The following is a 20,629-nucleotide window of genomic DNA, read 5'->3' on the forward strand; positions in this document are numbered from 1 at the left end:
CGCTTAAACCCCCAGGGACTTTTTATAGCGGCCTTCGACCATGCGGTTCCAGCTCAGCATGATCAGTAGATTGACCAACAGCAGCACCACCGCAATGGTCGCGCCCATGGGCCAGTTGAGTTCCGAGAGGTATTGGTCATACACCACAGTGGCGACCATTTTCAGACGCCGCCCGCCCAGCAACCCTGGGATTGCGAACGAACTGGCGGCCAGGCCGAACACGATCAAGGTGCCGGACAGCACGCCGGGCATCACTTGCGGCAACACGATCTTGCGCATCACCGTGGCCTGGCTTGCGCCCAGAGACAGCGCTGCTTGTTCCGCCGAGGGGTCGAGCTTTTGCAGGGAGGTCCATACCGGGATGATCATGAACGGCAGCATCACGTGCACGAGCGCGATGATCACGGCGAACGGCGTATACAGCAGCTTCACCGGGCGCCCGCCGACGGCCTGGATCACCTGGTTGACCAGGCCATCGGCGCCGAGCAGCAAGCTCCAGCCAAACGCGCGTACCACCACGGAAATCAGAAGCGGTGTGAGGATCAGGATCAGGAAGACCGACCGCCACGGCGTACCCATGCGGCTGAGGATGTACGCCTCCGGTACCCCGATCACCACGCACAGCAACGTTACCAGCGCACTGATCCAGAAGGTGCGCCAGAAGATCTCGTAGAAATAGGCATCGCTCAACAATGCCTGGTAGTGGGCCAGGGTCCACTGATCGGCCTTTACACCCACCTGGTAATCGAACACGTTGAAGGACAGTACCAGCGTCAAGGCCAATGGCAGGATCAGTAACCCGCCAAACAGCACCAATGCCGGCAACGAGAGCAGGTAGCCGCGATTCATGGGTGCACCTCATCGGCCGCCAGTACCCGTAGCAAATCCGCTTGCCATTGCAGGCCCACTGCCGCGCCGTTGCAAAGCGGTGCGCTGCCATCGTTGCCGCGCACCACGGTAATTTCGCCAAGGGGGGTATGGATGCGATACAACCATTGGCTGCCGAAAAAGTAGCGGTCGAGCACCTGGCCTTGCACGCGGCCTGAACCTGCTTGTACCAATTGGATCTTTTCCGGACGCAGGCTCAGGGTCAGTTGGCCAGCGCCGCCCTGGTGACGCACTTGGGGGACACCGAGCGCGTCGTAGTCGCCGGCCAGCAGGTTGGCCTTGCCGACAAAGTCAGAGATGAAGCGCGTGCGCGGGTGTTCATAGAGTTTGTATGGCGCGTCGATCTGGGTCACGCGCCCGGCCTGCATCACGACCACGCGATCGCTGATGGAGAGCGCTTCGGCCTGGTCGTGGGTGACCATTAAGGTGGTGATGCCCACCGCACATTGAATGCGGCGGATCTCGAACTGCATCTCTTCACGCAGGTTGGCGTCAAGGTTGGACAACGGTTCATCCAACAGCAGAACCGGTGGCTCGATCACCAATGCACGGGCCAGCGCGACGCGTTGGCGTTGGCCGCCGGAGAGTTCCCGAGGGTAGCGTTCGGCATGGGGGGCCAGACGCACCAGTTCGAGTACGGTCTTGACGAGGCTTGCGATCTCGGTGGCCGGTACCTTGCGCATCTTCAAGCCGAAGGCGACGTTGTCGCGCACGCTCATATGGGGAAACAGCGCATAACTTTGGAACACCACGCCCAGGCCACGACTGGCAGGCTTGGCACGGGTGATGTCGCGACCATCGAGCAGGATCTGGCCGCTGCTCACCTCGACAAAGCCGGCGATCATTTGCAGGGTGGTGGTCTTGCCGCAGCCCGAAGGACCAAGCAGGGAAACGAATTCGCCTTTTTCCACCGCGAGGTCGGTGGCAACTACTGCATCAACGGCGCCGTAGCGTTTACTCAAGGCGTTGAGTTGGAGAAATGCCATGTCTGCGATCCACCTTTTATTCCGCCGCGCCGAAGCGCGTTTTTTTGTTTTGGGCAGATGCGAAAAGAGTGTTGCCGGTGCGTTGACGCTCGATCTTGAGTCGGCTGCCAGTTGTTGTTCGTTTCGCCCCTGTGGACGCAGATTAGAGCGAAGACTAGGATGGGCGGAAGATGGAATTTCATTCAGCGGACTACTATTTTAAGATTTATTCACTGAGCAGAATTTATGTTGATATCGAGTGATATGGATTCCATTCAGCGGAATAGCAACGGCAAGGAAGTCGGTGCTGGTGGCGTATCCCGCGTGTTTGCCTTACTACGTGCTCTGGGTGAAGTGCCCGAGGGAGGCGAACGTGTCACCCAGCTCGCCCAACGCGTTGGCCTCTCCCAGCCCACCACTCACCGCTTGCTACGCAGCCTGATGGATGAAGGCATGGTCGAGCAGGATGCGCGCAGTAAACGCTATCGCCTGAGCCTGGAGTTCTTTGCGTTGGCCGCCAATGCCGGCAAGACTGGCAACCTGCGCGATCTGGTGCGCCCAAGCCTGTTGCGCCTGAGTGCATCGTTGGGAGATTCGCTGTTCCTGCTGGCTCGCAGCGGCTTCGACGCCATTTGCCTGGACCGCAGCGAAGGCCCGTACCCGATTCGTACCTTCACCGGTGATATCGGCGGGCGCGTAGCCCTGGGGGTAGGGCAGGGCAGCCTGGCAATTCTGGCCTTTCTGCCGCAGGAAGAGCGCGAGACGGTCATCCGCTACAACCTGCCACGGCTCAAGGATTTTCATTTGTATGACGAAGTGCTGCTGCGCTCCGAAGTTGAGAACGTTCGCAATTTGGGCTACGCGGCACGCAACACCGGGGTGCTGGAAGGTATGGCGGGGTTGGCAGTGCCGATCCTCAACCGCGAGGGGCATGCGGTCGCAGCGTTGAGTGTGGCGACCATCAGTGACCGCCTGGGGCCAAGCCGATTGCCGATGGTGGTGGAATTGCTCAAGCGCGAAGCTGCAGCAATCGGGCCACGCATCAACCCGTTCGACCCTACGTTGCGCAGGCCGTCGCAGACGTTTGGTGGATGAGTGATCTTTGCTAAAGCGCATTAGCATTGGATCCACTTACGGTATAACCCTGCGACGCTTTCGTTATTCGAGGTCCCATTTTTCATGCTGACCCCTTTGCAACGCCCGCTGTGGCAGATCTATCTGATCTTTCTGGCACCGATGGTGCTGTCCAATTTTCTGCAAAGCTTTTCCGGCACCCTCAACGGTATCTATGTCGGGCAAATGCTCGGCACCCAGGCTTTGGCGGCGGTGTCGGGGATGTTCCCCATCGTGTTTTTCTTCATCGCCCTGGTGATCGGCCTGGGGGCGGGCGCCTCGGTGTTGATCGGCCAGGCGTGGGGTGCCCGGGAGACGGGCATGGTCAAGGCGATTACTGGCGCCACTCTGGCCTTGGGCGCACTGGTGGGCCTGATTGCTGCGGTGCTCGGCAGCCTGTTTGCACGGCCGGCGCTGCAGGCATTGGGCACGCCGCTGGATGTGCTCGACGATGCGGTGGGCTATGCCCAGATGATGATGTTGATCATGCCGCTGTTACTGGTGTTCATCCTCTATACCCAATTGCTGCGTGGGGTGAGCGATACGATTTCGCCGTTGCTGGCGTTAATGGTTTCGACCCTGGTGGGCTTGCTGCTGACGCCAGCGCTGATTCGCGGCTGGATCGGCCTGCCGCCCCTGGGCATCCAGAGTGCGGTGTACGCAGGTTTGGTGGGTAATGCGTTGGCCATGCTGTTTCTGGTCCTGCGCCTGCGGCATAAAAACCATGTGATGGCACCGGATCGCGAGCTGCTCGCGGCTTTACGCCTGGACCGCGTCATCCTCGGTAAAGTGCTGCGCATCGGCCTGCCGACAGGCTTGCAGATGGTGGTGTTGTCGTTGTCGGAATTGGTCATCCTGGCCCTGGTCAATAGCCACGGCTCCCAGGCCACGGCGGCTTATGGCGCAGTGACGCAGATCGTCAACTACGTGCAGTTCCCGGCGCTGTCGATTGCCATCACCGCCTCGATCCTCGGTGCCCAGGCGATCGGCGCCGGGCGTCTGGAGCGCATCGGGCCGATCCTGCGCACGGGGTTGGTGATCAACCTGTGCCTGACCGGTGGCCTGATTGTGCTCGGTTATGGGTTGTCGCACTGGTTGCTGGGGCTGTTCATCACTGACGACAGCGCCCGGATCAGAGCCGAACACCTGCTGCACATCATGCTCTGGAGCATCCTGGTGTTCGGCTTCCAGGCGGTGATCGGCGGCATCATGCGCGCCAGCGGCGTGGTGCTGATGCCGGTGGCGATCTCGATTTTCTGCGTGCTCTGCGTGGAGCTGCCGATGGCTTATCTGTTCAACGCACACTTCGGGTTGGAGGGGGTGTGGATGGCGTTCCCGGTGACCTACCTAGCGATGCTGGTATTGCAGACCGCGTATTACCGGCTGGTATGGCGGCATAAGCAGATCAAGCGGTTGGTTTGAGGCTAAGCCCGCGCAATAACACCTCCAGGCCTTGCAAGCCTTCCTCCAGCCGCGCGCCCGGGTGTGCATCCCGGGCGATCCACAACGCCGTGTTGACCAGGCTGCCGTTGATCAACTGCGCCAGTGCCTGGCTGGGTGCCGGCGCGACCCATCCGGCTTGCATCAGGGCTTCCAGGAGTTGGCGCAACGACTCAACACAGTGATGTTGTGAGCCGGTATCCCCCAGCACCGCTGGCGCATCCTGCAACACAATGCGCTGGATTTCCGGATCCTGGGCCATGCGCAGATAAGCTCGGCAGCGTTCGCAAAACCCGCTCCACACCTCTGTGGCCTGCGCGCTGATGCGTTGCAAGCGCTCGTCCATCTCGCTGTCGAGCTGGGCGACTACGGCTGCCAGCAAGCCTTTTTTGTCACCAAAGTGATGGTACAACGCACCGCGCGTCAGCCCGGCTTGAGCGGTAAAGTCATCCATCGAGGTATGGGCATAGCCTTGGGTGGCGAATGCCCGGCGCGCACTTGCGATCAGGCGGGCGCGAGTCTCTTCGATCATTTCGGCACGGGCTCGGCTCATGGAAGTCTCATCGGTTGGTGATTGACATACGGTGCGTATGCGAAGCATGATCCCTCACATACGCACCGTATGTATTCTGCCCGGATCGCTTCAGATAGCAAGGCCGCGGCTTGAGCAAGAGGTTACGCAGGATGGCAAACCCTTACGCCGAATTATTCCAGGTCCCAGGCGCCCGAGCCTTTGTGCTCGCAGGCATGTTGGCGCGTATGCCAATCTCGATGACCGGTATCGGCCTGATCACTATGCTCGCCCAAGTCCATGGCGGTTATGGGCTGGCGGGGTCGGTGGCGGCGGTGTTTGCCCTGGCCACGGCGTTTTGTGCGCCGCAAGTGTCGCGTTGGGTGGACCGCTACGGCCAGGGCAAGGTCCTGCCGATAGCCGCACTGATCGGCGGCGGGGCGCTATTGATGTTGTTGCTGTGTACGCGTTTGCAGGCACCAAGCTGGACGCTGTTCCTGTTTGCTGCGCTGGCCGGCTGCATGCCCAATATGTCCGCCATGGTGCGGGCGCGCTGGACCGAGTTGTACCGCGGCCAGCCCAGGCTGCAAACCGCGTTTGCTCTGGAGTCGGTGCTGGATGAGGTGTGCTTTATTATCGGCCCACCCATCTCTGTGGGCCTGAGCGTGGTGCTGTTCCCTGAAGCCGGCCCATTGGTGGCGGCGTTGTTGCTGGCGGTGGGCGTCACCACCTTTGTATTGCAGCGGCAAACCGAGCCACCCATACACGAGCACCACGGCGCGCATGGCCGCTGGCTGATCGCTTCCCCTGCGGTTTTGATCCTGATGACCTTGCTGCTGGCCATGGGCGTGATCGTTGGCGTGGTGGACGTGGTCAGTGTGGCGTTCGCCCAGCATCAGGGCCAGCCGGCGGCGGCGAGTATTGTGCTGTCGGTGTACGCCATCGGTTCGTGCCTGGCCGGATTGGCCTTCGGGGCCCTCAAGCTCAAGGCGCCGTTGCCGCGTCAGTTCCTGTTCTGCGGCGTGGCCACGGCGTTGACTACCTTGCCCTTGTTGTTGGTGAGCAACATCCCCGCCCTGGCCGTCGCCATATTTATCTCCGGCCTGTTCTTTGCGCCCACCTTGATCGTGTCGATGGCCATGGTCGAGCAGATCGTTGCGCCCAGCCGCCTCACCGAAGGCATGACCTGGCTGATCACCGGGTTGAGCATCGGCGTTGCTATCGGCGCCGCCAGTTCTGGTTGGATGATCGATCATTTCGGCGCGACCAGTGGATTCTGGGTGGCGCTGGCGGCGGGGGCGGTGGTGTTGTGCTCGGCTGCATTGGGTTACCGGCGTTTAGGATGAAGGGGCTACGGAGCACTCCCGGTCAAGAAAATCATTTACGGCTGCGCTGTGTTCAACCGAGCCTCTATAGCCTTTGTGTTGCAGTTGGCGATTCATTGTGCGGATTTTCCTCACTTAAACGGCTGGATAACTTGGCCTCGGCAAGCCTGAATCTTACGCATCGCTGAAAATATCGGCCGCGCACGCTTTTTTTTCGTAGGACGTTTCCCGCCAGCCCGCATTCCCCGCGGATAACGGCCGCCTATCCCCCCGCTAATTTTTCCCTTCCCGGTTCGTTTTATAGGGACGACGTGCCTTTGTGCTTCCCGCCTATTGCCCCGGATTCGAAGAAATGAATGCTGAAGACTCCTTGAAACTTGCTCGCCGGTTTATCGGGCTACCCCTGGAAAAACGCCAACTGTTCCTGCAAGCCCTGCAGAAAGAGGGCGTGGATTTTTCCAGGTTTCCGATACCGGCAGGGGTGGAGGTTGAGGATCGCCAGGCGCTTTCCTACGCGCAGCAGCGCATGTGGTTTCTCTGGCAATTGGACCCGGCCAGTGGCGCCTACAATTTGCCTGGCGCGGTGCGCTTGACCGGCGCGCTGAGCCTGCCTGCGATGGAGCAGGCGTTCGCCAGCCTGGTGGCGCGTCACGAAACCCTGCGCACCGTGTTCCAGCGTCAGGCCGACGAGCGCTTGACGCAGGTGGCGGTAGAACCGGCGGTGAATGTCGAGCAGTTGGACGTCAGCGCCTTGCCAGCCGCCGAGCGCGAGCAGGCCGTCAGCGACGCCGCTACCCGCCAGTCCCTGTTGCCGTTCGACCTGGAGCACGGCCCGCTGCTGCGCGTGCAACTGCTCAAACTCGCCGATCAAGAGCACGTGCTGCTGCTGACCCTGCATCACATCGTCTCTGATGGTTGGTCGATGAACGTGCTGATCGACGAGTTCATTCGTTGCTATGACGCCCATGAGCGCAACCAAGAACCGCAATTGCCGGCGCTGCCGATCCAGTACAGCGACTATGCCCTGTGGCAACGGCGCTGGCTGGAAGCGGGGGAGCAGGCGCGCCAGTTGGAATACTGGCAGGCGCGCCTGGGCGACGAGCATCCGGTACTGGAACTGCCCACCGACCACCCACGCCCGGCGATGCCCAGCCATCAAGGCACGCGGCATAACTTCGCGATTGATCCGGCATTGGCGGCGCAACTGCGCAGTTGCGCGCAAAAACACAACGTCACTTTGTTCATGCTGCTGCTGGGCGCGTTCAATGTGCTGCTGCATCGCTATACGGGCCAGGGTGATATCCGCGTCGGCGTGCCGATTGCCAATCGCAACCGCACTGAAGTCGAAGGGCTGATCGGTTTCTTCGTCAACACTCAGGTGTTGCGCACCGAACTGAGCGGGCAAACCCGCGTCACCGAGCTGTTGCAAGGCATCAAGGAGCACGCCCTGGGTGCCCAGGCCCATCAGGAATTGCCCTTCGAGCGCCTGGTAGAAGCGCTGAAAATCGAGCGCAACCTGAGTCACACGCCGCTGTTCCAGGTGATGTACAACCACCAGCCGGTCGTCGCCGACATCGCTTCGGTCAGTACCGCGTCCTGCCTGGAGCTGGCCCTGGTGGAATGGCAAGGCCGCACCACGCAGTTCGACCTGACCCTGGACACTTATGAAAAATCCGGCACCCTGCACGCCGCGCTGACCTACGCCAATGACCTGTTTGACGCGCCGACCATCGACCGCATGGCCCAACACTGGATCAGCCTGTTGCAGGCGATGGTGGTGGATGGCGAACAGCGTATCGGCGAATTGTCGATGCTTGATGCCCAAGAACAGCACCGGCTGGTTCACACCTGGAACCAGACTGCCGAGTCATACCCAACTGAACGCGCAATTCATCACCTGATCGAAGACCAGGTTCAGCGCACCCCGGATGCACCGGCACTGGTATTCAGTACAACCACCTTGACCTACGCCCAGCTCGACAGCCGGGCCAACCAGCTGGCCCACGCCTTGTGCGAGCAGGGCGTAGGCCCCGACGTGCTGGTGGGAATCTGTGTCGAGCGTTCCGTCGAAATGGTGATTGGCCTGCTGGCGATTCTCAAGGCCGGTGGCGCCTACGTGCCCCTCGACCCCGAGTATCCCCAGGAACGCCTGGCCTACATGATCGAAGACAGCGGCATTCGGTTGCTGCTCAGCCAGCAAAGCCTGCTGGCCGCGCTGCCCGCTGCCGGTATCCAGGTGATTGCCCTGGATCAGCCGGCGCTGTGGCTCGACGGCTACAGCCGCGAAACGCCCGCCGTGGCGGTCCATGCCCTCAACCTCGCCTATGTGATCTACACCTCCGGCTCCACCGGCAAGCCCAAGGGCGCTGGCAACAGCCACCGTGCGTTGGTCAACCGTTTGAGTTGGATGCAGCAGGCCTATGGTCTGGATGCCAGTGATGCAGTGTTGCAGAAAACCCCGTTCAGCTTCGACGTGTCGGTGTGGGAGTTCTTCTGGCCGCTGATGACCGGTGCGCGCCTGGTGGTTGCCGCGCCTGGCGAACACCGTGAACCGGCGCGCCTGATCGAAACCATCGGCCGGCACGCCATCACCACGTTGCACTTCGTGCCGTCGATGCTGCAGGCGTTTATCCACGAGCCGGGCGTGCAGGCGTGCACCCGCCTCAAGCGCATTGTGTGCAGCGGCGAAGCCTTGCCCCTGGATGCGCAACTGCAGGTGTTCGCCAAGTTGCCGGGTGCGGCGCTGTACAACCTCTATGGCCCGACCGAGGCGGCCATTGACGTCACCCACTGGACCTGCATCGACGAAGGCACCGACAGCGTACCCATCGGCCGCCCGATCGCCAACCTCGCCACCTATGTGCTCGACGCCCAACTCAACCCGGTGCCTGACGGTGTAGCTGGCGAGCTGTACCTGGGCGGTACTGGCCTGGCGCGCAGTTATCATCGGCGCCCGGCGTTGACCGCCGAACGTTTTGTGCCAAGCCCGTTCGTGACGGGTGAGCGGCTGTATCGTACCGGTGACCGTGTGCGCCAGCGCGCCGATGGTGTGATCGAATACCTCGGTCGCCTCGATCACCAGGTCAAGTTGCGCGGCTTGCGTATCGAACTGGGCGAAATCGAAACCCGCCTGATGCAGCACCCGCAAGTGCGCGAAGCGGTGGTGTTGGTGCATGGTGGCAAACAATTGGTCGCGTACCTGGTGTGTGAAGGCGAGGAGCCGACCGACCTCAAGGCGTGGCTGCTCGGCAGCCTGCCGGAATACATGGTGCCGACCCACTTCATCACCCTGGCCAAGCTGCCGGTGACCGCCAACGGCAAGCTCGACCGCAAGGCATTGCCACTGCCGGATGCAGCGCTGCAACAGGCGTTTATCGCCCCGCAAGGCGACCTGCAAACAGCCCTGGCGGCGATCTGGAGCGATGTGCTCGGCGTTGAACAGGTCGGCCAGGACGATAACTTCTTCGAGCTGGGTGGCGACTCGATCATTTCTATCCAGGTGGTCAGCCGCGCCCGTCGGGCCGGTATTCGACTCAGCCCCCGGGACCTGTTCCAGTACCAAAGCATCCGCAGCCTTTCGCGGGTGGCCAGCTTTGACCAAGTCAGCCTGATCGACCAGGGCCCGGTCAGTGGCGAGGTGATTCTGACCCCAGTGCAACAGCGCTTTTTCGCCCAGGCGATCCCGGCGCGTCATCACTGGAACCAGTCGTTGCTGCTGACCCCGCGAGAGGCGTTGCAGCCCGCGCGGCTGGAAGCGGCCTTGAACCAGTTGATCCAGCATCACGACGTCTTGCGCCTGCGTTTTGTGCAGCAGGCGGATGGCTGGCATCAGAGCCATACGGCACTCCTCGCCGCGCCGCTGCTGTGGCAGTCCCATGCCAACATCGACGCCGAGTTGGCAGCGCTGTGTGACGAAGCCCAGCGCAGCCTAGACCTCGAACAAGGCCCGCTGATACGCGCCGCATTGGTGAGCATGGCCGATGGCAGCCAACGCTTTTTGCTGGTGATCCACCACCTGGTCGTCGATGGTGTGTCCTGGCGCATCCTGCTCGAAGACTTGCAACAGGCTTACCGCGAACAGTCGCTGCCGGCGAAAACCAGCGCGTACCAGCATTGGGCGCAGCAACTTCACGACCACGCGCAAACCCTCGACGAGCAACTGCCGTACTGGCAGGCGCAATCGGTCGACACCGATCTACCTTGCGACCACCCCGAGGGCGGCCTGCAAAACCGGCTGGGCACCAAACTGGAAACCCGCCTCGACGCCGAGCAGACCCGCCGGTTGCTGCAAGACGCACCGGCGGCCTATCGCACCCAGGTCAACGACCTGCTGCTGACGGCCCTGGCGCGGGTGATCAGCCGCTGGAGCGAACAACCCGCTGCGCTGATCCAGCTCGAAGGCCATGGCCGCGAAGACCTGTTCGACGACATCGACCTGAGCCGCACCGTCGGCTGGTTCACCAGCCTGTTCCCGGTGCGTCTGCACGCCGAAGGCGGTTTATCCGATGCGATCAAATCGGTCAAGGAGCAACTGCGCACCGTGCCCGACAAGGGCCTGGGTTACGGTCTGCTGCGTTACCTGGGGTCGCCGCGGGCCCGCGAAAGCCTGGCGAACCTCGCCGCGCCACGCATTACGTTCAACTACCTGGGCCAGTTCGACCGTCAGTTCAATGAGTCGGCACTCTTCGTACCGGCCAGTGAAGGCAGCGGCCAAGCCCAGGATCCCGAGGCACCGCTGGCCAACTGGTTGACAGTGGAAGGGCAGGTGTATGGCGGTGAGTTGGCGCTGCAATGGGGCTTCAGTCGTGAGATGTTTGACGTGTCGAGCGTCCAGCGTCTCGCGGATGAATACACCGCTGAACTCAAGGCGTTGATCGAACATTGCTGTGCTGCTCCGGCAGGGCAGGTGACCCCGTCGGATTTTCCGTTGGCACGTCTTACTCAGCAGCAACTGGATGCATTGCCCGTGGCGGGGTCGGCCATTGCCGATCTTCACCCGCTGTCGCCGATGCAGCAGGGCATGTTGTTCCACACGTTGCTTGCGCCCGAGGCCCAGTCTTATATCAACCAGTTGCGCCTCGACATCGAAGGGCTCGACCTATTGGCCTTCGGGCGTGCCTGGCAGGCCGCGCTGGATCGCCATGACACCCTGCGCAGCAGCTTCCACTGGCTGGGCATGGACAGTGCTCACCAGTTGATCCAGCACCAGGTTGACCTGCAACTGCAAGTGATTGAAGACCCGTATGCCGACTTCGACGCCTTGGCCCAGGCTGAACGTGAGCGCGGTTTCGCACTGGATGCCGCGCCGCTGTTTCGCCTGACCCTGGTGCGCGGTGCGGGCGCGGCCTGGCACCTGATTTTTACCAGCCACCACATTCTCATGGATGGCTGGAGCAACGCGCAGTTGCTTGGCGAAGTCATTGCTCACTACGCAGGCCAGGCTGTGCCCGCACCACTGGGGCAGTGGCGCGATTACCTGGGCTGGTTGCAACAGCAAGGCGCTGGCGAAGCGTTCTGGAAAGCCGCACTGGCAGCATTGCCGGCGCCGACCTTGCTGGCCCAGGCACTGCGCAAGCCGGTGGACGGGATCGGCATGGCGGACCATCACGTGGCGCTGGACAGCGACGTTACCCGACGTCTCGGCGAGTTTGCGCGCCAGCACAAAGTGACCCTCAATACTGTGCTGCAAGGCGCCTGGGGCCTGCTGTTGCAGCGCTACACAGGCCAGGATTGCGTGGCCTTCGGCGCCACCGTGGCCGGGCGTTCCGCGCCATTGCCAGGGATCGAGCAGCAACTGGGCCTGTTCATCAATACCTTGCCGATCATCAGTGCAGCCTCGCCAGCCCAGTCAGTCGCAAGCTGGCTCGGCGAGTTGCAAGCGCTCAACCTCAGCCTGCGCGACCATGAGCATGTACCGCTCTACGATATCCAGGCTTGGGCCGGCCATCACGGCGCGCTGTTCGATACCTTGCTGGTGTTCGAAAACTTCCCGGTTGCCGAGGCGCTCAAGCAAGGCGCGCCGGCTGGCCTGACCTTCGGCCGCCTGCACAACCATGAACAAACGCACTACCCATTGACCCTGGGCATTGAGCTGGGGGCCAACCTGCGCCTGGAGTTCAGCTACGACCGTTCGCTGTTCAGCGAGCCGCAAGTCGCGCACCTGAGCGCCAACCTGCAACACCTGCTGGCGCAATTGCTCGCCGATGCCCATGTGCCCCTTGGTAACCTGCGCCTTCTCGACGCCACCGCACAGCAGAATATGCTCGCTCTCAGCCGGTCGGCCGCGGCTGCCCAAGGTGACGAGCGCGTGCATCAACGCATCGCTGCCCAAGCCCAGGCCACCCCAGACGCCATGGCTGTGCTGGCCGGTGGCGAAGGCTTGACGTACGCGGAGCTAAACCAGCGGGCCAATCGTCTGGCCCATCGCCTATTGGAGCTTGGTGTCGGTCCCGGACAAAGGGTGGGCCTGGCTTCGCGTCGTGGCCCGCAGTTGATTGTCAGCCTGTTGGCGGTACTCAAAAGTGGCGCGGCCTACGTACCGCTGGACCCGAAATACCCCGTCGAACGCCTGGCCTACATGCTCGCCGACAGCCGACTCAACCTGCTGCTCAGCGAAGTGGGTTTGCTCGTGGATCTGCCATTGCCCCAAGGACTGGCACGTGTGGATTTCACCGCCTGCGGTGACGAGCTGGCCGGCTACCCGGCGACCAACGTGCCCAACCCTGCCGCCGCTGGTGATCTGGCATATGTGATCTACACCTCGGGCTCCACCGGTCAGCCCAAAGGTGTGGCCATCGATCATGCCGCCCTCGGTCAATTCTGCGACAGTGCCACGCTGTACAGCCGCTTGAGTGCCGAGGATCGCGTCTTGCAGTTTGCGACCTTCAGTTTCGACGGTTTTGTCGAGCAGTGCTTCCCGCCCTTGTGTGTGGGCGCAGCGGTGATCATGCGCGGTGATGAGCTGTGGGACGCCGGGCAACTGGCGCGGGAGATCGTCGAGCAAGGCGTAACCCTGGCCGACTTGCCGGCGGCCTACTGGTATCTGTTGGCGCAGGAATGTGCAGTGCACTGCCGCTCCCTGGGCAAGCTGCGCCAGGTGCATGTGGGCGGTGAAGCCATGGCGGTGGAGGGTGTACGTGCCTGGCATGCCGCAGGGCTTGGCCATGTGCGCCTGGTCAATACCTACGGGCCGACCGAAGCCACGGTGGTGTCCAGCGTGCATGACTGCCAGTTGACCGATGCCAACGACGCGTACGGCGTGCCGATTGGGCGGGCGATTGCGGGGCGTGCGCTGTATGTGCTCGACAGCGGTTTCGAACTGCTAAGCACCGACGGTGTGGGCGAGTTATGCATCGGCGCCGAGGCGGGCTTGGCCCAGTGCTACTTCGATCGCCCGGCGCTCACCGCCGAGCGCTTCTTGCCTGACCCATTTTCCGCCACGCCCGGTGCGCGGCTTTATCGCAGTGGCGACCTGGCCCGGTACAACGCGGCGGGGGCGCTGGAATACGTGGGGCGTATCGACCATCAGGTGAAGATTCGCGGCCTTCGTATCGAAATGGGCGAGATCGAAGCCAGCCTGCAAGCCTTGCCCGAAGTGCGTGAAGCGGCAGTGATTGCCCAGCCGAGCGCGATCGGCATGCAGTTGGTGGCGTATGTGGTACCCGCCGACGATCAGCCGTTGGAAACGCAGGCACTGGCCACTCGCTTGCGTCAGGCGTTACCGGATTACATGGTGCCGGGACACTGGGTGGTACTCGATGCCTTGCCGCTGAACAACAATGGCAAGCTCGACCGCCGGGCGCTGCCGGCACCGGATCTGAGCCAGGCGTGCGCCGTGTACGTGGCACCTCAGAGCCCTTTGCAGGTGCAGTTGGCAGCGATCTGGCAAGCGGTGCTGCACGTGGAGCGGGTTGGCCTGGACGACCACTTCTTCGAACGCGGCGGTCACTCGTTGCTGGCGACTCAGGTGATCTCACGGGTGCGTCACGACCTCAAGCTGGAAGTGCCGCTGCGGGCCCTGTTCGAACAGCCGACGCTGGCAGCCTTCGCGGCGGCTTGCGCAGGCTTGACGGCCGATACGGCACCAGCGATCCAAGCGCTTGGACGTGAGCAGCCGCTGGCGTTGTCCTTTGCTCAGGAGCGTCAATGGTTCCTGTGGCAATTGGACCCGGCCAGCGCGGCTTACCATGTACCGACTGCATTGCACGTGCGCGGTCAACTCGACAGTGCGGCACTTGCACGCGCCGTCCAGGCCCTGGTGCAGCGTCATGAGCCGCTGCGCACTACATTTGTGGAGGCGGGCGAGCACACCTTGCAAGTCGTCCACCCCAGTCTGACCGTGCCGATTGAGCAGCAAGCGATTGACGCCGATGCCATCGAGCACGCCGTCAGCGAAGAAATCCAGCGCCCGTTCGACCTGCTTGACGGCCCATTGATGCGCGTCAAGTTGCTGGTCGTCGCGCCTGAACACCACGTGCTGGTCATTACCCAGCACCACATCATCTCTGATGGCTGGTCGATGCAGGTCATGATCGACGAGTTGGTAGCGCTGTACCAAGGTGACGCGGACTTGCCGGCCTTGCCGATCCAATACGCCGACTATGCCCGTTGGCAGCGGGATTGGATGGCGGCAGGGGAGCAACAACGCCAGCTCGATTACTGGTGCGCCCGTCTGGGTAACGACCATCCGCTGCTGGACTTGCCGCTGGACCATCCGCGCCCAGCGGTGCAGAGCTATCGCGGCGCGCGCCGGCAGATCCACCTTGACCGCGTGATGCTGGCTGAGCTCAAAGCCTTGGCCGAACGCCAGGACGTGACCTTGTTCATGCTCCTGCTGGCCTCGTTCCAGGCCTTGCTGCACCGCTACAGCGGCCAGTCGCAGGTTCGCGTCGGCGTGCCGATCGCCAACCGTAATCGTCTCGAAACCGAGCGGCTGATGGGCTTCTTCGTCAATACCCAAGTGCTGCAGGCGCAGTTGCACGGGCAGATGCCTTTCGAGCAGTTGCTGGGCCAAGTCAAACTGCGCGCTTTGGAAGCCCAGGCCCATCAGGACCTGCCGTTCGAGCAACTTGTGCAGGTGTTGCAGCCGGAGCGCAGCCTGAGCCATAACCCGCTGTTCCAGGTGATGTTCAATCATCAAGGCAGTCTGCGTTCGGGGTCAGTGCAACTGCCTGGCCTGGTGTTGCAGCCAATGGACTGGGCGGGTCACAGCACGCAGTTCGACTTGAACCTGGAAACCGAGGAATCGGCCGACGGCCTCTGGGCGTCCCTGACCTACGCCACCGACTTGTTTGACGCTGCAACCGTGGAGCGTCTGGCCGAGCATTGGCAAAACCTGCTGCGCGCGGTCGTGCACGATGCCTCCCAGCCCCTGGATGAACTGGCGATGCTGAGCACGTCGCAATGGCAACAAATGGTGCACGACTGGAACCGCAGCGACACCCCATACCCACACGAACACTGCGTACACCAGCTGTTTGAGGCCCAGGCTGTGGCGCAACCCGACGCCATCGCGCTGCACTTCGACGAGGAGCGCCTGAGCTACGGTGAACTCAACCGCCGCGCCAATCGCCTGGCCCATCGTTTGATCGCCATGGGTGTCGGCCCGGACGTGCTGGTGGCAGTGCACGTGGAGCGCTCCCTGGACATGGTGGTCGGCTTGCTCGCGACTCTCAAGGCCGGTGGCGCCTATGTCCCGCTCGACCCGCAATTCCCGGCAGAGCGCCTGGCGTTCATGCTCGAAGACAGCCGCGCCCGGGTGCTGCTGACCCAGGCGCACCTGCAAGGGCGCCTGGTGCAGTCGCAAGGCGTGCAGGTGCTGATGGTCGAGGATGTCGGCACGCAGGCATATAACCCGCAGGTTGCCGTTACACCGCAAAATCTGGCCTACGTCATCTACACCTCCGGCTCCACCGGCAAGCCCAAAGGGGTGATGGTAGGCCACCAGGCGCTGTGCAGCTTTACCAGCGGTATGGCGGGCACCCTGGATATTGGCCGGCAGACGCGGCTGTTGTCGCTGACGACCTTCTCGTTCGATATCTTCGCCCTGGAGCTGTACGTGCCGCTGAGTATGGGCGGCACAGTGCTACTGAGCGCCCAGGACATGGCCCTCGACCCTGAGGCGATTCTCGAACTGGCCCAGCGTCAGGCCGCGAGTGTGCTGCAGGCCACGCCATCGAGCTGGCGCATGTTGCTCGATAGCCCGCGCGCCCATTTACTGCGTGGCATAACCTGTCTGTGCGGTGGTGAAGCGCTGCCAGCCGACTTGGCCCAGCGCCTGCTCGAGCTGCAAGGTCCCGTATGGAACCTCTATGGCCCGACGGAAACCACCATCTGGTCAGCGGCTCATCGTCTGCATCAAGCGCAGCCTTTCGTTGGACGGCCCATTGCCAATACCGGGTTGTTTATCCTCAATCCCGGCCTCATGCCATGCCCGCAAGGTGCGTCTGGCGAGCTGCTGATCGGCGGTGTCGGCCTGGCGCGCGGTTACCACAGGCAGCCGGCCCTCACTGCCGAACGCTTCGTGCCCAACCCGTTTGGGGCGCCGGGCGAACGCCTGTACCGCACCGGTGACCTGGCACGCTACCGGGCCGACGGCGTGGTGGAGTACATCGGGCGCGTCGACCATCAGGTCAAGGTCCGTGGTTTCCGGATCGAGCTGGGTGAAATCGAAGCCTGTCTGCGTGAGCACGACGGTGTACGCGAAGCGGTGGTGCTGGCCGATAACGACCGCCTGATCGCCTATCTGGTCAGCACTGCACCGCAGCCACCGCAGGTGTACAAAGCCGCGCTGCGCGAGCGCCTGCCGGATTACATGGTGCCTGCGCACTGGATGTTTCTCGATAGCCTGCCCTTGACCCCCAACGGCAAGCTCGACCGCAAGGCGCTGCCCAAGCCGGAGGTTGGCGATTCACTCAAAGGCCATATAGCACCGGTAACCCTGCGCGAGCAGCAGGTAGCCGCCATCTGGGCCGAAGTGCTGGAGGTGCCGCAGGTCGGCCTCGACGACCACTTCTTCGAGCTGGGTGGCCATTCATTGCTGGCTACGCGTGTGGTGTCGCGGGTTCGCCAGGCCCTGACACTGGAAGTTGCGCTCAAGACCTTGTTCGAACACCCGCTGCTGAGTGATTTCGTTCGGGCCTTGGGCGAGGAGGGCGCTACTGCGCCAGCGTTGCTCAAGGCCGATCGCACGCAGCCTTTGCCGCTGTCCTACGCTCAGGAGCGCCAATGGTTCCTCTGGCAACTGGACCCCACCAGCGCCGCGTACCACATCCCCAGCGCCTTGCGTTTGCAAGGGCCGCTGGACCTGAGTGCACTGCAACGCAGCTTCGACAGCCTGCTGGCACGCCATGAAAGCTTGCGCACGCATTTTCAGCAACAGGCCACCGGTGCGTTGCAGGTCATTGAGGCCGTTGGCTGCGTCGATATCGACCGGGTCGATAGCGATTACGCTGGCCTCAAGGCGCGGGTCGCCGAAGTGGTCGCCCACCCGTTCGATCTGCTGCGCGGGCCACTGCTGCGGGTCAAGTTGCTGCGTCTGGCCGACGATGATCATGTGCTGGTGCTGGTGCAGCACCACATCGTCTCCGATGGTTGGTCGATGCAACTGATGGTTGAGGAGTTGGTGCAGTTGTATGCCGCCTTCAGCCAGGGTCAAACCCCAAGCCTGCCGATGCTGCCGATCCAGTACGCCGACTATGCCGTATGGCAACGCGACTGGATGGCCGCGGGCGAGCAGGCACGTCAATTGGCCTACTGGCGCGAGCATTTGGGCGGCGAGCAACCGGTGCTGGAATTGCCGTTCGATCACCCGCGCCCGGCCCAGCCAAGCCATCGCGGCGACCGCTTGGGCATCGAGTTGGCCCCCGAGCTCCTGAAGGGTTTGCGCGCACTGGCACACACTGCCGGCGTCACGCTGCCGATGGTGCTGCTGGCGTCTTACCAGGCATTGTTGCATCGCTACAGCGGCCAGGAGGACGTGCGCGTCGGCGTGCCGATTGCCAACCGCAACCGTCTCGAAACCGAGGGTTTGATTGGCTTCTTCGTCAACACCCAAGTGCTCAAGGCCGATATTCATGGTCAGATGAGCGTGGAGCAATTGCTGCGCCAGGTACGCCAGCGCTCTTTGGAGGCTCAGGCGCACCAGGACCTGCCCTTCGAGCAGTTGGTGCAGGCTTTGCAACCGGAGCGCAGCCTGAGCCTGAGCCCGTTGTTCCAAGTAGTGTTCAACCACCGTGTGAGCGGTGCCGACAGCCACCTGAGTCGCCTGACCGACCTGCACGTGGAGGTCCTGGATCTGGATGAGGGCGTGGCCCAGTTCGACCTGGCGCTGGATGTGGAAGAAAGCCCGACCGTGCTGCGCGCCTCCCTGAGTTACGCCACTGACCTGTTCGCTGTGGCGACCATCGAGCGGATGGCCGGGCATTGGCAGAACCTGTTGCGGGCAATGGTTGCCGATCAACAACAGGCTATCGGCCAATTGAAGCTGCTGGGCCAGGATGAGCAAGAGCACATCCTTGAACTGTGGAACCAGACCGACGCCGGTTTCTGCGCCGAGCGTCTTGTTCACGAGTTGGTAGCCGACCGTGCCCGGGAAACCCCGGATGCGGTGGCGGTTAAGTTTGATGCGCAAACCCTGAGCTACGGCGAACTGGATCGCCAGGCCAACCGTCTGGCTCATGCCCTGATTGCCCGTGGCGTCGGCCCGGAAGTGCGCGTGGCGATTGCCATGCCGCGCAGTGCCGAAATCATGGTGGCGTTCCTGGCGGTGATGAAAGCCGGTGGCGTGTATGTGCCGCTGGATATCGAGTACCCGCGTGATCGCTTGCTGTACATGATGCAGGACAGCCGTGCGCAACTGCTGCTGACCCATAGCCGTGCGTTGCAACAACTGCCGATCCCCGAGGGGCTCACCACCCTGGCGATCGATCGTAGCGAAGAATGGACCGGTTACAGTGATACGGCACCAGACGTGGCGCTGGATGGCGACAACCTCGCCTACGTGATCTACACCTCCGGTTCCACCGGCCTGCCCAAGGGCGTGGCGGTGTCCCATGGGCCGTTGGTGGCGCACATTATCGCTACCGGCGAGCGCTATGAAACCTCGCCGGCCGATTGCGAACTGCACTTTATGTCGTTCGCCTTCGACGGTTCCCACGAAGGCTGGATGCACCCGTTGATCAACGGCGCCAGCGTGTTGATCCGTGATGACAGCCTGTGGTTGCCCGAATACACCTATGAGCAGATGCACCGCCATAACGTGACCATGGCGGTCTTCCCGCCGGTGTACCTGCAACAGTTGGCCGAACATGCCGAGCGCGACGGCAACCCACCGGCGGTGCGGGTGTATTGCTTCGGCGGTGATGCCGTCGCTCAAGCCAGCTATGACCTGGCATGGCGTGCACTCAAGCCAACGTATTTGTTCAACGGCTATGGCCCGACCGAAACCGTGGTTACGCCGTTGCTGTGGAAAGCGCGCAAGGGCGACCCATGCGGTGCAGTCTACGCACCCATCGGCACCTTGCTCGGCAACCGCAGCGGTTACGTCCTGGATTCGCAACTCAATCTGCAACCCATCGGCGTGGCAGGCGAGTTGTACCTGGGCGGCGAGGGCGTGGCCCGGGGTTACCTGGAGCGCCCGGCACTGACTGCTGAGCGTTTCGTGCCGGACCCGTTCGGTAAACCGGGCAGCCGTGTGTATCGCAGCGGCGACCTGACCCGTGGGCGTCCGTATGGGGTGGTGGACTACCTGGGGCGTGTCGACCATCAGGTGAAGATCCGCGGTTTCCGTATCGAGTTGGGTGAAATCGAAGCGCGTTTGCGCGAGCAGGTCAGCGTCGGTGAAACCGTGGTAGTGGCTCAGGAAGGCCCGACCGGCAAGCAGTTGGTGGCCTATGTAGTGCCGGCAGATGCCAGCCTGGCAGACCCCGCCGAGTTCCGCGATGCCCTGCGGCGAGCCTTGAAAGCCGACTTGCCGGACTACATGGTGCCCAGCCACTTCGTATTCCTGGCGCAAATGCCGCTGACCCCCAACGGCAAGCTCGACCGCAAGGGCTTGCCATTGCCGGATGCGAGCCAGATGCAGCAACAGTACGTGGCCCCCCAAACCGAGCTTGAACAACAGATCGCGGCGATCTGGGCCGACATCCTGCACCTGCCGCAAGTGGGGCTGAACGACAACTTCTTTGAAGTCGGCGGCCATTCCTTGCTGGCGATCCAGATCACCTCCCGGGTGCAAGCCGAATTGGGCCTTGACGTGCCGCTGATGGAACTGTTCCAGACCGATTCGCTGCGTGCCTACGTGCAGGCGGCAGCCACTTTCCGCGCCGGCAGCGTGGAAGATTTTGATGACCTGCGTGATTTTTTGAGCGAACTAGAGGCGATTTGAA

Annotated in this window: 7 protein-coding genes; 4 read left to right on the forward strand and 3 right to left on the reverse strand. The window is 62.5% G+C overall.

Annotation, left to right across the window (positions count from 1 at the left end; all coding sequences use genetic code 11):
• Positions 1-3 precede the first annotated feature (3 nt).
• Entirely contained in the window at positions 4-849 is an 846-nt protein-coding gene (locus PSEBG33_RS15290) for an ABC transporter permease (protein ID WP_005787622.1), read from the reverse strand.
• The gene (locus PSEBG33_RS15285; RefSeq protein WP_005787624.1) at positions 846-1,874 is read right to left on the reverse strand and encodes an ABC transporter ATP-binding protein; all 1,029 of its coding nucleotides are present in this window, start codon (positions 1,872-1,874) and stop codon (positions 846-848) included. Before PSEBG33_RS15285 ends, PSEBG33_RS15290 begins: the two co-directional genes overlap by 4 nt.
• A 243-nt stretch (positions 1,875-2,117) precedes the next feature.
• On the opposite strand from PSEBG33_RS15285, the gene PSEBG33_RS15280 reads away from it, so the two are divergent.
• Both PSEBG33_RS15280 and PSEBG33_RS15275 read left to right on the forward strand, forming a co-directional pair.
• The gene (locus PSEBG33_RS15280) at positions 2,118-2,948 is read left to right on the forward strand and encodes an IclR family transcriptional regulator (RefSeq protein ID WP_005787625.1); all 831 of its coding nucleotides are present in this window, start codon (positions 2,118-2,120) and stop codon (positions 2,946-2,948) included.
• A gap of 84 nt (positions 2,949-3,032) precedes the next feature.
• A complete protein-coding gene (locus PSEBG33_RS15275; protein WP_005787627.1) occupies positions 3,033-4,388 on the forward strand; it encodes an MATE family efflux transporter in 1,356 nt (451 codons plus the stop codon).
• On the opposite strand, the gene PSEBG33_RS15270 is transcribed toward PSEBG33_RS15275, so the two are convergent.
• Positions 4,372-4,959: a TetR/AcrR family transcriptional regulator gene (locus tag PSEBG33_RS15270; RefSeq protein WP_005787628.1), complete on the reverse strand. Its 588-nt coding sequence runs from the start codon at positions 4,957-4,959 to the stop codon at positions 4,372-4,374. The two genes, PSEBG33_RS15275 and PSEBG33_RS15270, sit on opposite strands and share 17 nt — an antisense overlap.
• Positions 4,960-5,090: 131 nt before the next feature.
• Here PSEBG33_RS15270 and PSEBG33_RS15265 point away from each other — a divergent pair, with 131 nt between their 5' ends.
• Both PSEBG33_RS15265 and PSEBG33_RS15260 read left to right on the forward strand, forming a co-directional pair.
• Positions 5,091-6,263, forward strand: coding sequence for an MFS transporter (locus tag PSEBG33_RS15265; RefSeq protein ID WP_005787630.1), 1,173 nt, complete (start codon positions 5,091-5,093; stop codon positions 6,261-6,263).
• Positions 6,264-6,594: 331 nt separating this feature from the next.
• Complete coding sequence (locus PSEBG33_RS15260) at positions 6,595-20,628, forward strand: non-ribosomal peptide synthase/polyketide synthase (RefSeq protein WP_005787632.1); 14,034 nt, start codon at positions 6,595-6,597, stop codon at positions 20,626-20,628.
• Position 20,629 lies beyond the last annotated feature (1 nt).

It is taken from the genome of Pseudomonas synxantha BG33R (assembly GCF_000263715.2).
Classification (GTDB): domain Bacteria; phylum Pseudomonadota; class Gammaproteobacteria; order Pseudomonadales; family Pseudomonadaceae; genus Aquipseudomonas; species Aquipseudomonas synxantha_A.

Bases quoted from the DNA above. Each gene is read 5' to 3' on its own strand.
- PSEBG33_RS15290 (WP_005787622.1), bottom strand. From the start codon at position 849: ATGAATCGCGGCTACCTGCTCTCGTTGCCGGCATTGGTGCTGTTTGGC.
- PSEBG33_RS15285 (WP_005787624.1), bottom strand. From the start codon at position 1,874: ATGGCATTTCTCCAACTCAACGCCTTGAGTAAACGCTACGGCGCCGTT.
- PSEBG33_RS15280 (WP_005787625.1), top strand. From the start codon at position 2,118: ATGGATTCCATTCAGCGGAATAGCAACGGCAAGGAAGTCGGTGCTGGT.
- PSEBG33_RS15275 (WP_005787627.1), top strand. From the start codon at position 3,033: ATGCTGACCCCTTTGCAACGCCCGCTGTGGCAGATCTATCTGATCTTT.
- PSEBG33_RS15270 (WP_005787628.1), bottom strand. From the start codon at position 4,959: ATGAGCCGAGCCCGTGCCGAAATGATCGAAGAGACTCGCGCCCGCCTG.
- PSEBG33_RS15265 (WP_005787630.1), top strand. From the start codon at position 5,091: ATGGCAAACCCTTACGCCGAATTATTCCAGGTCCCAGGCGCCCGAGCC.
- PSEBG33_RS15260 (WP_005787632.1), top strand. From the start codon at position 6,595: ATGAATGCTGAAGACTCCTTGAAACTTGCTCGCCGGTTTATCGGGCTA.